The following is a 13,639-nucleotide window of genomic DNA, read 5'->3' as shown; positions in this document are numbered from 1 at the left end:
GCGGCTTCCTGCGTCATCTTCAACTACTTGATTTCGTTGTCGTTTCTGCGAGGGACCGAACTATAACAAACCGGCACGAGAGTTGCAAGGGCCTTTCTGTGTGCTATCTTTGCCGCCGCCTCCACTCATCTATATAAGAACAGCGATGCGCCTCCCAGAACTGGCACCACTCCATAACGACGAACTCGCCGCCGCCCTCTCCGCTGCGATCGACAACAAGACCAAGCCGCTCGGCAGCCTGGGCCGCCTGGAAGCCCTGGCCAGACAGATCGGCCTGATTCAAGACACGACCACGCCCTCCATCGACTCCCCTTCCATATTGGTATTTGCCGGCGACCATGGCGTAGTGGCGGAAGGTGTGTCCGCCTATCCGCAGGAAGTCACCTGGCAAATGGTCGAGAACTTCCTCGCCGGCGGCGCCGCGATCAATGTCTTCGCACGCCAGAACGGCTGCTCGATCCAGGTTGTCGACGCCGGCGTGAACCACCACTTCGGCGAACGTTCCGGCCTGGTCGACCGCAAGGTCGGCCCGGGCACCCGCAACTTCGCCCAGGAGGCGGCGATGACGCCTGATGAATGCGCGCTCGCCCTCGAACACGGCATGGCCCTGGCGCGCGCGCTGCCAGGCAACGTGGTCGGCTTCGGCGAGATGGGGATCGGGAATACCACCGCCGCGGCAGCGCTGATGCACAAGCTGGCCAGCATTCCGGTGGCGGACTGCGTCGGCGCCGGCACCGGCCTGACGCCGCAAGGCATCAGCCACAAGCAGGCCGTGATCGAGGCGGCAGTCGCCAGGCATGCCGGCGTCGACGATCCGCTTGCGGTGCTGGCTACCTTTGGCGGCTTCGAGATCGCGATGATGGCCGGCGCCATGCTGCAGGCGGCCGCGCTGCGCAAGGTACTGCTGATCGACGGCTTCATCGTCACCGGTGCGCTACTGGCGGCGGCCCGCCTGCAGCCGGCCATCCTCGATTACTGCGTGTTCGCGCACTGCTCGAACGAACAGGGCCACCGCCAGATGCTTGCGCACCTGGGGGCGCAACCGCTGCTGCAGCTCGACCTGCGCCTGGGCGAAGGCACCGGCAGCGCACTTGCCCTGCCGCTGCTGCATGCGGCCGTGAACTTCCTGGCGGAGATGGCGACCTTCTCGTCGGCCCAGGTCAGCACCCGGTCCGAATAAATGCAGCAGCTGCGCCTGTTCTTCATCGCGCTGCAGTTCTTCACGCGCCTGCCGATCCCGCGCTGGGTCGGCTTCCAGCCGGAGTGGCTGCAGCACGCGGCGCGCTACTTCCCCCTGGTCGGCTGGGTGGTGGCGGCGGTGGCGGCCGGCGTGTACGTGCTGGCTGCGCTGGTGCTGCCGGCACCGCTGGCCGCCGTGCTGTCCACCGCGGCCTCGATCTACGTGACGGGCGCCTTCCATGAAGACGGCTTCGCCGATACCTGCGATGGCATGGGCGGCGGCATGACGCGCGAGCGCGTGCTCGAGATCATGAAGGATTCGCGCGTCGGCGCCTATGGCGCAATCGGCATCGTCTGCATGCTGGGCGTGAAATGCACGGCGCTGGCGATGCTGCCGCCATCGAGCGCCATCGCCGCCCTGTTCCTGGCGCATCCGCTCTCGCGCCTGGCCGCCACCAGCCTGATCTGGCGCATGGACTATGCGCGCGACCAGGGCAAGGCCAAACCCATGGCCCAGCAGATGCGTGGCGGGGAGTTCGCCATCGCCGCTTTCACCGCCCTGCTGCCTGCAGCCGTGCTGGTGGCGAGCGGCCTGCTCGCGCCGGTCTGGCTGGCGGCCTGCGTTGCCGCAGCGGCCCTGTCCACCTTTTGGCTCGCACGTAAATTCCAGGCGCGCCTGCAGGGTTACACGGGCGACTGCCTGGGCGCCGTGCAGCAGCTGGCGGAAGTGGCGATCTACCTCGTCATCGTGGCCAGCCTCGGCCACGCCGCGCTGACCTGAATCTAAGACTGACCGCATGCGCCTGCTACTGGTACGCCATCCCCGCCCCGAGGTCGATCCCGGCCTCTGTTACGGCCGCAGCGATGTCGTGGCCGACAGCGCCGAGCTCCTGCGCGTGTGCGCCACGCTGCCGGCCGGCCTGCCAACCTTGAGCAGCCCCCTGCAGCGCTGCGCCAGCCTGGCCCGCGGGCTCGACCCAGCGCAGCTGCGCTTCGACGCACGCCTGGCCGAGATGGACTTCGGCGCCTGGGAAATGCGCAGCTGGGATGACATCCCGCGCGCCGAGGTCGATGCCTGGAGCAACGACCTGCTGCACTACTGCCCGGGCGGCGGCGAATCGGTGCTCGACGTGGCGCGCCGCGTGGCCGCCTTCCGCGCCGACCTGTCCCGGGAAGGCCATGCCGAAGCCCTGATCATCTGCCACGCCGGCACCATCCGCCTGCTGCGCGCACTGCACACCGGCCTGCCGCTGGAGGCCGCCGCACTGGAAGCGGCGCGCACGCCGCACCGCATCGGCTATGGCGAAATGCTTGTGCTGGGCGACTGACATCGCCGTATAATGACGCCGTTTTGGTGCTCGCGCCCGTGTTCACTGGCGCAGTTAAACGGGAAACACGAAGCTTGTTCAAGCCAACGTGTGCTGCCCCCGCAACGGTAAGCAGGTACCGCATTCATGCGGCAAACCGTCCCCCAGGCCACTGTGCATTTGCATGGGAAGGCTGGACGGCTCCACCTGCCAGCCCGGAGACCGGCCAAAAGGTGGAGACGTACCTTACAGGTACGCCTCTGTTCAATCCGGCCTACGGGGACGTTGGCTGGTTGTCCGACCAGGCTTCTATGATTGTTCACGTTTCACCGCAGGCGGCTGCATCGTCGCTCGCCCTCGCCATGGCCGCGTCTTTCGCGCATGCCGATTCCACGCTCGCCGCTCCCTCTATCGACACGGTTGTCGTCACCGCCGCCCGCACGCCGCAGCGTGCCGATGATGTCATCGCCCAGACCACGGTCATCCACGCCGAAGAGATCGCGCGCTCGGGCGCCGGCTCGGTGGCCGACGTACTGCAGCGCCAGCCCGGCATCGAGATCGCGCGCAACGGCAGCGCCGGCGCCAGCACCAGCGTCTACCTGCGCGGCGCGAATGCGAACCAGGTCGTGGTGCTGCTCGACGGCGTGCGCATCGGCTCCTCGACCAGCGGCACCGCCAGCTGGAACGCCATTCCGCTCGAAGCCATCGACCGCATCGAAGTCGTCTACGGCCCATTGAGCACCCTGTACGGCGCCGACGCCATCGGCGGCGTGATCCAGATCTTCACGCGCAAGGGTGAGACTGGCCTGCACGCCAGCGCTTCTATCGGCGCCGGCAGCGATGCCACGCGCCAGGCCAGCGCCCACATCGCCGGCGCGAGCGCCGGCGAACACGCCGTCAGCTATGCCTTCGGCGCCGGCCACGACGAGTCCGACGGCTTCTCTGCCACCCGGCCGGGTGCATCCGGCTACAACGCGGACGACGACGGCTACCGCCGCACGAATGTCCACGGCCGCGTGGCGGTCGCCATCGCACCGGGCCATGAAGCCGGCGCCCAGTTCCTGCACAGCCGCCTGCGCGCACAGTACGACAGCGGCGCCAGCGCGTTCGACACCAACAACCGCCAGGACCTGGACACCGCCTCGGTCTTCATGTCGAACCAGTTCGCGCCGAACTGGCGCAGCACGCTGCAGCTGGCGCGCTCCGAAGACAAGCTTGGCAGCTTCACCAGCCTTGCTGCCAGCGGCGCCAGCCAGATCGACACCCGCCAGGACGAATTCACCTGGCAGAACACGGTCACGCTCGGCCCCGATACCCTGCAGCTGCTGTACAGCCACCGCAAGGAAGAAGTGGCCTCCAGCGCCACCCGCGCCCTGGAACGCGAACGCATCACCAATTCCTGGGCCGCCGCCTACGCGCTGCGCCGCGGCCCGCACCTGGTCGATTTCAGCGCGCGCCAGGACCGTTCGGTGTATGGCGCCAAGAACACCGGCGCCGCCGGCTATGGCTACAATTTCGGCAACGGCCTGCGCGCCACAGCCAGCATCGGCTCCAGCTTCCGCGCGCCGACCTTCAACGAGCTGTACTACCCCGGCTTTGGCGTCGACACCAACCAGCCCGAGCGCGGCCGCAACGCCGAACTCGGCCTGCGCTACGACAGCCGCGCCGTGCAGCTGGACGCCACCGTCTACCGCAACCGCCTGAGCGACATGATCGTCTCGGCCAATCCCTGCCCGGACAAGCGCGATGGCCGCAGCGGCAGTTGCGCCTACAACGTGGCTTCGGCCACCCTGGAAGGCGTGAGCCTGGCGGCCAGCACCCGAATCGGCGCCCTGCGCCTGCGCGGCAGCGCCGACTGGCAAGACCCGCAGGACAATGGCAGCGGCAAGCGGCTGGCGCGGCGCGCGGCGAAACACGCCAGCCTGCATGCCGCATACGATACCGGCCGCCTGGAGACGGGCGCCGAATGGGTGCTCTCCGGCGCCCGCTTCGACGATGCCGCCAACCTGCGCCGCCTGGGCGGCTATGGCCTGCTGAACCTGTACGCGAGCTGGCGCATCAACGAAGACTTTTCGCTGCTGGCCAGGGTGAACAACGGCTTCGACAAGGACCATGAGCTGGCCCGCAACTACAACACCGGTGGCCGCAGCTGGTTCGCCGGCCTGCGCTACGGTATCCGCTGATCCCATCCCTCATGAGCCGCACGCCCCCGCCCCTCTCGAAACCCTTGCCGCTGCGGCCGCTGCGCCAGCGCGCCCTGCTGGTCACGGGGACGATGCTGCTGGTGGCGATTGCCTGCATGCTGTATGCGGGCATGACCGGCTCGGTCGAGGTGGGGCTGGGCGAGGTACCGGCGGCGCTGCGCGAGTTATATGAGGGCCGCCCGCAAACGCTGGCCGCATCGCTGCTGGAACTGCGCGCCGGGCGCGCCACGGTGGCCTTTGCCACCGGCGCCGCCCTGGCCCTGGCGGGCGTGCTGATGCAGGCCCTGCTGCGCAATCCCCTGGCCGATCCCTACATCCTCGGGATCTCGGCCGGCGCCTCGGTCGGCGCGCTGGCCGCACTGATGCTGATGGCGGCCATGGCCACGGTCGAATTGGCGGCTGTCGGCGGCGCCATCACGGTGTCGCTGCTGCTGTATGCGCTGGCGCGCCAGGACCTGCGCGGCGGCGCCGGCGGCAGCGGCGGCACCTCGACCCTGCTGCTGACCGGCGTAGTGATCTCCTCGTTGTGCGTGGCCCTGATCACCCTGATGCTGTCGATCGCGCCCGAAGGCCGGCTGCGCACCATGGTGTTCTGGATGATCGGCGATGTCTCCGGGGCGCCGGTGCGGCTGCTGCCCTGGCTGGTGCTCGGCGCCGCCCTGCTCTACGCGCTGCGCAACGCTCGCGGCATGAACGTGCTGGCCCTGCATGCGGAAAGCGCGGTGACGCTGGGCGTGCGCGTCGGCAGCCTGCGCCGCGGTTTGTTCCTGGTTTCGGGCATCCTGACCGCCAGCGCCGTCACCAGCGCCGGCTCGATCGGCTTCGTCGGCCTGATCGTGCCGCACGCCTGCCGCTTTGCCTTCGGCCCCGACCACCGCGTACTGATCCCGGCCTCGGTGCTGGCCGGCGGCAGCTTCCTGGTGCTGTGCGATACGCTGGCGCGAACAGTCGTCGCGCCGCAGCAGCTGCCGGTCGGCGCCGTCACCGCCATCATCGGCGCCCCCATCTTCCTTTATCAACTGCACCGCCTGCGCCGCCACTGAGGCGCAGCGATCCCGGGAGCCTCCCATGAACGACATGACACCCGAACAGACGGCCGCGCTCAACGAACGCCACCGCGTGCGCATGGAGCGCAAGAAGGCCATCATCGACGCCCGCATCGAGGCGGCCGACAAGCAGGTCGGCATCATCATCGTCAACACCGGCAACGGCAAGGGCAAGAGCTCGAGCGCCTTCGGCATGGCGGCGCGCGCCCTCGGCCACGGCATGCGCGTGGGCGTGGTCCAGTTCATCAAGGGGGCGATCGCCACCGGCGAAGAGCAGTTCCTGCGCCGCTTCCCCGATGAAGTGGGCTTCCACGCGATGGGCGAAGGCTATACCTGGGAAACCCAGAACCGCGAGCGCGACATGGAGAAAGCGGCCGAAGCCTGGGCCCAGGCCAGGCGCTTCCTGAACGACCCGGGCATCGGCATGGTAGTGCTGGACGAACTGAACATCGCCCTGAAGTACCGCTACCTCGACGTCCATACCGTGATCGAGGATTTGCTCGACCGCCCGCCGATGCAGCACGTGGTGATCACCGGGCGCGGCGCGCCGCCGGAACTGGTGGCGGTGGCCGACACCGTCACCGAGATGAACGTGGTGAAGCACGCCTTTGCCGCCGGCATCGGCGCGCAAGCGGGGACCGAATGGTAAGCACACTGCAGAACGGCGCCCGCATGGTGCTGGTGGCGGCCGTCTCCTCCGGCCAGGGCAAGACCACCGTCACCGCGGCCCTGGCGCGCAGCCTGGTGCGGCGCGGCCAGCGCGTGCGCGTGTTCAAGTGCGGCCCCGACTTCATCGACCCGATGCTGCTCGAACGCGCCTGCGGCGCCCCGGTCCACACCCTGGACTTGTGGATGGTGGGCCGCGACGAATGCCGGCGCCGCCTGGCCGAGGCTGCGCGCGAAGCCGACGCCGTGCTGGTCGAGGGCGTGATGGGCCTGTACGACGGCACGCCCTCGGCAGCCGATCTGGCCAACGAATTCGGCATCCCGGTGCTGGCCGTGATCGACGCCTCGGCCATGGCGCAAACCGCCGGCGCCGTGGCGCGCGGCCTGCGCGACTACGGTCCGGTGCAGCTGGCCGGCGTGATCGCCAACCGCATCGCCAGCCCCGGCCACGCGCAGATGGTGGCCGGTTCGCTGCGCGACATCCCGCTGATTGGCTCGTTAAATCGCCAGGCAGCCAGCCTGCCGGAACGCCACCTCGGCCTGGTGCTGCCGGGCGAGCAGCCGCAGATCGACGCCTACCTCGATGCCCTGGCCGATGCGCTGCAGCTGGACGCCGCCGCCTGGGATGCATTGCCTTTGACCGCGCCCGAGGCGCAGGATGGCCCGGCCATCGCACCGGCACTGGCCGGCAAGACGGTCGCCATTGCGCGCGACGCCGCCTTTGCCTTCCTGTATCCGGCCAATCTGGATACCCTGCGCATCCTCGGCGCGCGGCTGAGCTATTTCTCGCCGCTGGCCGACGAGGCGCTGCCACCGGATGCCGACGCCGTCTACCTGCCCGGCGGCTATCCGGAACTGCATGGCGAAGCATTGTCGCAGGCCGCACGCTGGCGCGCCTCGATCAGGGCGGCGCATGCGGCCGGCCTGCCGATCCTGGCCGAATGCGGCGGCATGATAGCCTTGGCCGACGAACTCACCGACCCGGACGGGCGCTGCTGGCCGATGGCCGGGCTGCTGCCGGGCGCGGTGACGATGGGCACGCGCCTGGCCGGCCTCGGCGCCCAGGCCCTGGCTACGCCCGACGGCACGCTGCGCGGCCACACTTTTCATTATTCGCGCCTGGAGACGCCGGTCGCGCCATCGCGGTACACGGTGCGCAATACCTCGGGCACCCAGGGCGAGGCGGTGTACGAACTCGGCTCGCTGACGGCCTCCTACTTCCACGGCTACTTCGCTTCGAACCCGCAGGCGGTGGCCAGGCTGCTTACGCGAGCGGCGCCATGAGCGCCACCCTGATCCTGGGCGGCGCCCGTTCCGGCAAGAGCGCCCTGGCCGAGCGCCTGGCGCACGAGTCGGGAAAGGAGGTGCTCCACCTGGCCACCGCCCACGCGGGCGACGGCGAAATGAGCACACGCATCGCGCACCACCGCGCGCGCAGGCCGGCGCACTGGGCCACGCTGGAAGAACCGCTGGCGCTGGCCGCGCTGCTGCGCCGCGAATGCACGGCCGGGCGCCTGGTGCTGATCGATTGCCTGACCCTGTGGCTGACCAACCTGATGCTGTGCGGAGATGAACCCTTGCCGGAAACCGGCGAACTGCTGCTGCCGGCGCGCTTCGATGACGAACGCGCCGCCCTGCTGGAATTGCTGGACGCCGGCCTGCCGGGCGAACTGATCCTGGTCTCGAACGAGGTCGGCATGGGCATCGTGCCGCTGGGCGCCCTGTCGCGCCGCTTCGCCGACGAGGCGGGCCGCCTGAACCAGGACGTGGCGGCGCGTGCCGGCCGGGTGATCCTGGTGGCGGCCGGCCTGCCGCTGGTGCTGAAAGGCGCGCCGTGCTGAGCGGCCTGCCGCTGGCCGAACTGGCGCTGCTGCTGGTAGCCGGCGTAGCGCTCGACCTGCTGCTGGGCGAAGCGCGGCGCTGGCATCCGCTGGTCGGCTTCGGGCGGCTGGCGAATGCGATCGAGGCGCGCTTCAACCGGGCGGGCGGGCGGCTGGCGCGCGGCGCCCTGGCCTGGGTACTCGCGGTGCTGCCGCCGGTGCTGGCGGCAGCCTGCCTGGCCTGGGTGCTGCCGGATGCAGGCACCATGCTGCTGCACGCCTTCCTGCTGTATTTCGCTCTTGGCCTGCGCAGCCTGCGCGAGCACACCATCCCGATCTTCCGCGCCCTGCGCGCCGGCCAGCTGGACGAAGCGCGCCGGCTGACCGGCCGCATCGTCAGCCGCGACACGCGCGACGCCAGCACCTCCGACCTGGCCAAGGCCGGCGCCGAATCCCTGCTCGAGAACGGCAACGACGCCGTGTTCGGCACCCTGTTCTGGTTCCTGGTCGCGGGCGGGCCGGGCGCGCTACTGTTCCGCCTCGCGAACACGCTCGATGCGATGTGGGGCTACCGCAGCGAGCGTTTCAATCTGTTCGGCCGCGCCGCCGCACGCATCGACGACGTGCTGAACTTCGTCCCTGCGCGCCTGACCGCACTGAGCTATGTGCTGCTGGCGCCGCGCGGCGGCCACGCGCGCGCCTGGCGCTGCTGGCGCGCCCAGGCGCCGGCCTGGAGCAGCCCGAACGCCGGCCCGGTGATGGCCAGCGGCGCCGGCGCGCTCGGCATTGCGCTGGGCGGCGCGGCGCGCTACGACGGCGTGGTCGAACAGCGTCCGCCGCTCGGCCTTGGCCGCGATGCCGTCCCGGTCGATGTGCTGCGCGCCTGGCGCCTGGTGCTGGGCACCACCTTGCTGTGGCTGGGCGCCGTCTGCATCCTTGCCTTGCTCATGTGGGGAGCAGGCCATGCTTGAACACGGCGGCAACCTGCGCGCAGCCGCGCAGCGCTACGAGCGCGACGACTGGGTCGACCTTTCGACCGGCATCAATCCCTGGGGCTATCCGGCGCCGGCGCTGCCGCCGGATGCCTGGCACCGGCTGCCCGAGCCCGATCCGGGCCTGGCGGCGGCCGCCTGCGCCTGGTACCGCGCGCCGGCCCTGCTGCCGGTGGCCGGCACCCAGGCCGCGATCCAGGCCCTGCCGCGCTTGCGCCCACCCTCGCGCGTGGTGGTGGCCGCGCCCTCGTATGCGGAGCACGCGCACCACTGGGGCCGGCACGGGCACAGCCTGCGCCAGGTGGCGTATGCCGACCTGGAAGGGGCGGTCGATAGCTGCGAGGTGCTGGTGGTCTGCAATCCGAACAACCCGACCGGTGCGACCATCTCTGCGCCGCAGCTGCGCGCGTGGGCGGCGCGCCTGGCGCGGCGCGGCGGCTGGCTGGTGGTCGACGAAGCCTTTGGCGACACGGCGCCGGGCCTGAGCGTGGCCGCCGGCAGCGGCCAGCCGGGACTGATCGTGCTCCGCTCGGTCGGCAAATTCTTCGGGCTGGCCGGCCTGCGCCTGGGTTTCGTCGGCGCGCATCCGGCGCTGCTGGCGGAACTGGCCGATCTGCTCGGGCCCTGGTCGGTCAGCGGGCCAGCGCAAACGGTGGCGCGCGCCGCGCTGGAAGACCGGACCTGGCAGGACCAGACCCAGACGCGCCTGCTGCTCGCGGGTGAGCACATGCGCGCGCTGCTGGGTGCGCACGGCATCGCGGCGAGCGGCACGCCGCTGTTCCACTGGTGGCCGCATGCGCAGCCGGAAGCGTTTCACGAACACCTGGCCAGGCAAGGCATCTGGTGCCGCCTGTTCACCCAGGCGGCGCGCGGCATCCGCCTCGGCCTGCCTGCCAACGACGACGAATGGCGGCGCCTTGCGTGCGCCTTGGAAAACTGGAGCGAAGGATGAGGGAAAGCATGGAACGCAGTAGTCAAGCTGGCAGTGGACGATCCTGGCGGCTGGGCGCCGTGCTGGCCGGCCTGGTGCTGGCCCAGGCGGCGCAGGCAGTGACCGTGAAGGATGACGCCGGCGCCAATGTCAGCTTGCCAAAGCCGGCGCTGCGCGTCATCTCGATGGCGCCGCATGCGACCGAACTGCTGTTCGCGGCCGGCGGCGGCGCGCGCGTGGTCGGCGCGGTCGACTACAGCGATTATCCGGAAGCGGCCAAGCGCATCCCGCGCATCGGCTCGAACCGCGAGGTCGACGTCGAGCGCATCATGGCGCTGAAGCCCGACCTCATCGTGGCCTGGATGCACGGCAGTTCGGAACGCCAGATCGAGCTGGTGCGCCGGACCGGCGTGCCGATCTACCTGAGCGACCCGCAGACCCTGGAAGGCATCCCCGACAGCCTGCAGCGCCTGGCCCAGTTGATGGGCACCGAGGCGGCAGCGAAGCCGGTGGCGTTTGAGCTGCGTGCGCGCCTGGCCAGCCTGCGCAAGCGCTATGCGGGCCGCTCGCCGGTGCGTACTTTCTACCAGGTGTGGGACAAGCCGCTGTACACGCTCAGCGGCAAGCACATCATCACCGACGCGCTGCGCCTGTGCGGCGGCGAGAACATCTTCCATACGCTGCCGGTGACGGCGCCGGTGGTGACGCTGGAAAGCGTGCTGCAGTCGGATCCGGAAGCCATCTTCGGCACCGCCGAGAAGAACTACGGCGGCGTGAACCTGTGGCGCCAGTACCCGACCATGACGGCGGTGCGCAACGAGAACCTGTTCACGGTGGACGGCAATTTGCTGAACCGCGCCGGCCCGCGCATGATCGACGGCGCCGCCGTGATGTGCGAGAAGCTGGAAGAAGCACGCAAGCACAGAAAATGAGCTTCCCCTTCCAGACCCTGATGGTGCAGGGCACGACTTCGGATGCCGGCAAGAGCACGGTGGTGGCGGCGCTGTGCCGCCTGTTGAAGCGGCATGGCGTGCGCGTGGCGCCCTTCAAACCACAGAACATGGCACTGAACAGCGCAGTGACCCAGGATGGCGGCGAGATCGGGCGCGCCCAGGCGCTGCAGGCGATCGCCGCCGGCATCGAGCCGCATACCGACATGAACCCGGTGCTGCTGAAACCGTCGAGCGACACCGGCGCCCAGGTCATCATCCACGGCCGCGCGCGCGCAGAGATGAATGCGCGCGACTACCACTGTTATAAGACGGTGGCGATGGCGGCGGTGCTGGAATCGCATGCGCGCCTGGGGCAGCAGTACGACTGCATCGTGGTCGAGGGTGCGGGCAGCCCGGCCGAGGTCAATCTGCGCGAGCGCGATATCGCCAACATGGGGTTTGCCGAAGCGGTCGACTGTCCGGTGATCCTGGTGGCGGACATCGACCGCGGCGGCGTGTTCGCGCATCTGGTCGGCACCTTGGCCTGCCTGTCGGCCAGCGAGCGCGCGCGCATCGCCGGTTTCGTGATCAACCGCTTCCGCGGCGATATCGGCCTGCTGGAGCCGGGCCTGGACTGGCTCGAGCGCGAGACCGGCAAGCCGGTGCTGGCGGTGCTGCCCTACCTGCACGGGCTGTATCTCGACGCCGAGGATGCGGTGCAGCCGGCCCAGGCGGGGCGCGGCGCCTTCAAAATCGTGGTGCCCAGCCTGCCGCGCATGAGCAACCACACGGACTTCGATGCGCTGCGTGCGCATCCGGACGTCGATGTCCGCTTCGTGCGCGCTGGCGAAACGATACCGGGCGCCGATTTGGTCATCCTCCCGGGCAGCAAGAACACGCGCGGCGACCTGGCATGGCTGCGCGAGCAGGGCTGGCCGCGAGCGATCGGTCGTCACCTGCGCTACGGCGGCAAGGTGATCGGCGTGTGCGGCGGCTTCCAGATGCTGGGCAAGGTGGTGGACGATCCGCATGGCGTGGAGGGCAGTGCGGGCACCTCGGCGGGCCTGGGCCTGCTCGACCTGGCGACGACGATGACGCGCGAGAAGTGGCTGTGCCGGGTGAGCGGCGTGTGCGCCTTCGATGCCGGCGCGGCGCGCGTGGAAGGCTACGAGATCCACATGGGCGAGTCGCAGGGAACGGCGCTGGAGATGCCGGCATTCCGCATCGACGGCCGGCTGGAAGGCGCCTGTTCGGCGGACGGGCAGATCCTCGGGACTTACCTGCACGGCTTGTTCGACCATCCGGATGCCGGCGCTGCCTTGCTGCGCTGGGCCGGCGCCCGCAGCGAACACCGGGTGGATAGCGCCGCGTTGCGCGAAGCCAGCCTGGACCGGATTGCGGATGCGGCCCAGCCTTTATTTGAAAGATTGATGGCCCTGCCGCCCATCGATAGATAATGTCTATCGATTTGCTTAAATCAATTTACTTTATCTCGCGGATGAGAATGACTATCATTTGCTTCAGATTGTTAAGAACTGGAGCAGTACATGATCGTCGCAGCCAAACGCCTCAGCCAAGTCCTCACCCACATGGCCATCGCCTACGCCCTGGCTTATACGGTAACGGGTTCGGCAGTGTTCAGCGGCCTGGCCGTAATCGCGGAGCCGATCATCAACGTGCTGCTGCTCCCTTTTCACGAAGCGGCCTGGGCGAAACGCCGCCGCATGGCGCGTGACGACAAGGCGCGCTACGTGGCCACGGCTGGCGAAAAGCTCAGCCAGACTTTCCTGCACGCCGGCGTTGCCTTCAGTGTGATGTATGTGACGACCGGTTCCTGGGCGATCGGCGGCGTGGCCGCGGTGCTCGAACCGATCTGCAACGTGATCCTCCTGCCGCTGCATGACCGCCTGTGGGAACACGCCGAGCGCGCCAGTGCGCCGGCAGTCCGCCTGCACAGCGCCTGAACTTCTCTACCGGGCCGGCTCAGCGCCGGCCTCTTCCGTATCCCCAGCCCCCGCCGCGCTGCGACCAGCCGCCGCCGCGCCCGTGCCAGCCGTGTGAGCGGCCGCCATGGTAATGGCCGTAGCCATGGCGGTGTCCATAGCCGCCGCGATCGTAATAGCCAAATCCAAAATTCAGCGCGACCGGAGGACCAACGTAGGTCGGATAGGCATAGCCTGGATAATAGTAGGGGTCGTAGGCCGCTGCATAAGGCGGCCCATAGACAGCACATCCGCCAAGGCTGCCAGCAATCACCAAGCCAACAGCAAGACGCTTCACTGCACGCATACCTGGAGTGTTCATCTCAGTTCCCCGAACGCGAACCTGATTTCATTCTAGTCCGGTACGTCATGTTTTCAACATGAATGTCTCACTGCGCCGATCATCGTAGGGTGGGCTCTTGAGTCCACGCGGTCTCATCGCTCGATCGTCGGCACCTTCCGCAAGCGACCACGTAATCGAATCGCACGCTGGAAAACAAAAAGCCCCGGCCAGTTTCCTGGGCGGGGCTTTTGCTTACTACATATTAACTAGCCTGACGATAACCTACTTTCACACTGG

The 13,639-nt window shown here is 68.9% G+C and carries 14 protein-coding genes and 1 riboswitch; of the genes, 13 read left to right on the top strand and 1 reads right to left on the bottom strand.

The features are described 5' to 3' along the window. The first annotated feature begins 145 nt into the window (after positions 1-145). The 13 genes from cobT (at position 146) to QWL29_RS25435 (ending at position 13,041) form a co-directional block, all read left to right on the top strand. Positions 146-1,180: a nicotinate-nucleotide--dimethylbenzimidazole phosphoribosyltransferase gene (cobT, locus tag QWL29_RS25495; RefSeq protein ID WP_305825662.1), complete on the top strand. Its 1,035-nt coding sequence runs from the start codon at positions 146-148 to the stop codon at positions 1,178-1,180. Then, on the top strand, positions 1,181-1,960 hold the full coding sequence (locus QWL29_RS25490; RefSeq protein WP_305825661.1) for an adenosylcobinamide-GDP ribazoletransferase: 780 nt from the start codon (positions 1,181-1,183) through the stop codon (positions 1,958-1,960). 16 nt (positions 1,961-1,976) lie between these two features. Beyond that, on the top strand, positions 1,977-2,507 hold the full coding sequence (locus QWL29_RS25485) for a histidine phosphatase family protein (protein WP_305825660.1): 531 nt from the start codon (positions 1,977-1,979) through the stop codon (positions 2,505-2,507). A gap of 7 nt (positions 2,508-2,514) precedes the next feature. Further along, positions 2,515-2,731: riboswitch (cobalamin riboswitch) on the top strand. A gap of 117 nt (positions 2,732-2,848) precedes the next feature. Further along, positions 2,849-4,669, top strand: coding sequence for a TonB-dependent receptor domain-containing protein (locus QWL29_RS25480; protein WP_305825659.1), 1,821 nt, complete (start codon positions 2,849-2,851; stop codon positions 4,667-4,669). A gap of 11 nt (positions 4,670-4,680) precedes the next feature. Next, positions 4,681-5,733 carry a FecCD family ABC transporter permease gene (locus QWL29_RS25475; protein ID WP_305825658.1) on the top strand — a complete coding sequence of 351 codons (1,053 nt, stop codon included), beginning with the start codon at positions 4,681-4,683 and terminating at the stop codon, positions 5,731-5,733. 25 nt (positions 5,734-5,758) lie between these two features. Then, positions 5,759-6,385, top strand: coding sequence for a cob(I)yrinic acid a,c-diamide adenosyltransferase (gene cobO / locus QWL29_RS25470; protein WP_305825657.1), 627 nt, complete (start codon positions 5,759-5,761; stop codon positions 6,383-6,385). Beyond that, positions 6,379-7,686 carry a cobyrinic acid a,c-diamide synthase CobB gene (locus tag QWL29_RS25465; RefSeq protein WP_305825656.1) on the top strand — a complete coding sequence of 436 codons (1,308 nt, stop codon included), beginning with the start codon at positions 6,379-6,381 and terminating at the stop codon, positions 7,684-7,686. The genes cobO and QWL29_RS25465 overlap by 7 nt, the downstream gene beginning before the upstream one ends. Further along, positions 7,683-8,243, top strand: a complete 561-nt coding sequence (cobU, locus tag QWL29_RS25460) for a bifunctional adenosylcobinamide kinase/adenosylcobinamide-phosphate guanylyltransferase (protein WP_305825655.1) — start codon at positions 7,683-7,685, stop codon at positions 8,241-8,243. The genes QWL29_RS25465 and cobU overlap by 4 nt, the downstream gene beginning before the upstream one ends. After that, the gene (gene cbiB / locus QWL29_RS25455) at positions 8,237-9,193 is read left to right on the top strand and encodes an adenosylcobinamide-phosphate synthase CbiB (protein ID WP_305825654.1); all 957 of its coding nucleotides are present in this window, start codon (positions 8,237-8,239) and stop codon (positions 9,191-9,193) included. The genes cobU and cbiB overlap by 7 nt, the downstream gene beginning before the upstream one ends. Further along, positions 9,186-10,166, top strand: coding sequence for a threonine-phosphate decarboxylase CobD (gene cobD, locus QWL29_RS25450; protein ID WP_305825653.1), 981 nt, complete (start codon positions 9,186-9,188; stop codon positions 10,164-10,166). The genes cbiB and cobD overlap by 8 nt, the downstream gene beginning before the upstream one ends. An 8-nt stretch (positions 10,167-10,174) precedes the next feature. Continuing rightward, entirely contained in the window at positions 10,175-11,077 is a 903-nt protein-coding gene (locus QWL29_RS25445) for a cobalamin-binding protein (RefSeq protein WP_305825652.1), read from the top strand. Continuing rightward, entirely contained in the window at positions 11,074-12,534 is a 1,461-nt protein-coding gene (locus QWL29_RS25440; RefSeq protein ID WP_305825651.1) for a cobyric acid synthase, read from the top strand. The genes QWL29_RS25445 and QWL29_RS25440 overlap by 4 nt, the downstream gene beginning before the upstream one ends. Before the next feature lie 90 nt (positions 12,535-12,624). Further along, positions 12,625-13,041, top strand: a complete 417-nt coding sequence (locus QWL29_RS25435) for a DUF2061 domain-containing protein (RefSeq protein ID WP_305825650.1) — start codon at positions 12,625-12,627, stop codon at positions 13,039-13,041. A gap of 19 nt (positions 13,042-13,060) precedes the next feature. On the opposite strand, the gene QWL29_RS25430 is transcribed toward QWL29_RS25435, so the two are convergent. After that, positions 13,061-13,381, bottom strand: coding sequence for a hypothetical protein (locus QWL29_RS25430; protein WP_305825649.1), 321 nt, complete (start codon positions 13,379-13,381; stop codon positions 13,061-13,063). Between the last annotated feature and the right edge of the window lie 258 nt (positions 13,382-13,639).

Origin of the sequence: Massilia brevitalea (assembly GCF_030711405.1) — a bacterium.
GTDB lineage: Bacteria > Pseudomonadota > Gammaproteobacteria > Burkholderiales > Burkholderiaceae_D > Telluria > Telluria brevitalea.
The sequence above is the reverse complement of the archived record's forward strand: the minus strand, read 5'-3'. Positions and strand labels throughout refer to the sequence as shown.

What these genes read in the sequence shown, in the direction of transcription:
- cobT (WP_305825662.1), top strand. Translation starts at nt 146, where the DNA reads ATGCGCCTCCCAGAACTGGCACCACTCCATAACGACGAACTCGCCGCC.
- QWL29_RS25490 (WP_305825661.1), top strand. Translation starts at nt 1,181, where the DNA reads ATGCAGCAGCTGCGCCTGTTCTTCATCGCGCTGCAGTTCTTCACGCGC.
- QWL29_RS25485 (WP_305825660.1), top strand. Translation starts at nt 1,977, where the DNA reads ATGCGCCTGCTACTGGTACGCCATCCCCGCCCCGAGGTCGATCCCGGC.
- QWL29_RS25480 (WP_305825659.1), top strand. Translation starts at nt 2,849, where the DNA reads ATGGCCGCGTCTTTCGCGCATGCCGATTCCACGCTCGCCGCTCCCTCT.
- QWL29_RS25475 (WP_305825658.1), top strand. Translation starts at nt 4,681, where the DNA reads ATGAGCCGCACGCCCCCGCCCCTCTCGAAACCCTTGCCGCTGCGGCCG.
- cobO (WP_305825657.1), top strand. Translation starts at nt 5,759, where the DNA reads ATGAACGACATGACACCCGAACAGACGGCCGCGCTCAACGAACGCCAC.
- QWL29_RS25465 (WP_305825656.1), top strand. Translation starts at nt 6,379, where the DNA reads ATGGTAAGCACACTGCAGAACGGCGCCCGCATGGTGCTGGTGGCGGCC.
- cobU (WP_305825655.1), top strand. Translation starts at nt 7,683, where the DNA reads ATGAGCGCCACCCTGATCCTGGGCGGCGCCCGTTCCGGCAAGAGCGCC.
- cobD (WP_305825653.1), top strand. Translation starts at nt 9,186, where the DNA reads ATGCTTGAACACGGCGGCAACCTGCGCGCAGCCGCGCAGCGCTACGAG.
- QWL29_RS25445 (WP_305825652.1), top strand. Translation starts at nt 10,175, where the DNA reads ATGGAACGCAGTAGTCAAGCTGGCAGTGGACGATCCTGGCGGCTGGGC.
- QWL29_RS25440 (WP_305825651.1), top strand. Translation starts at nt 11,074, where the DNA reads ATGAGCTTCCCCTTCCAGACCCTGATGGTGCAGGGCACGACTTCGGAT.
- QWL29_RS25435 (WP_305825650.1), top strand. Translation starts at nt 12,625, where the DNA reads ATGATCGTCGCAGCCAAACGCCTCAGCCAAGTCCTCACCCACATGGCC.
- QWL29_RS25430 (WP_305825649.1), bottom strand. Translation starts at nt 13,381, where the DNA reads ATGAACACTCCAGGTATGCGTGCAGTGAAGCGTCTTGCTGTTGGCTTG.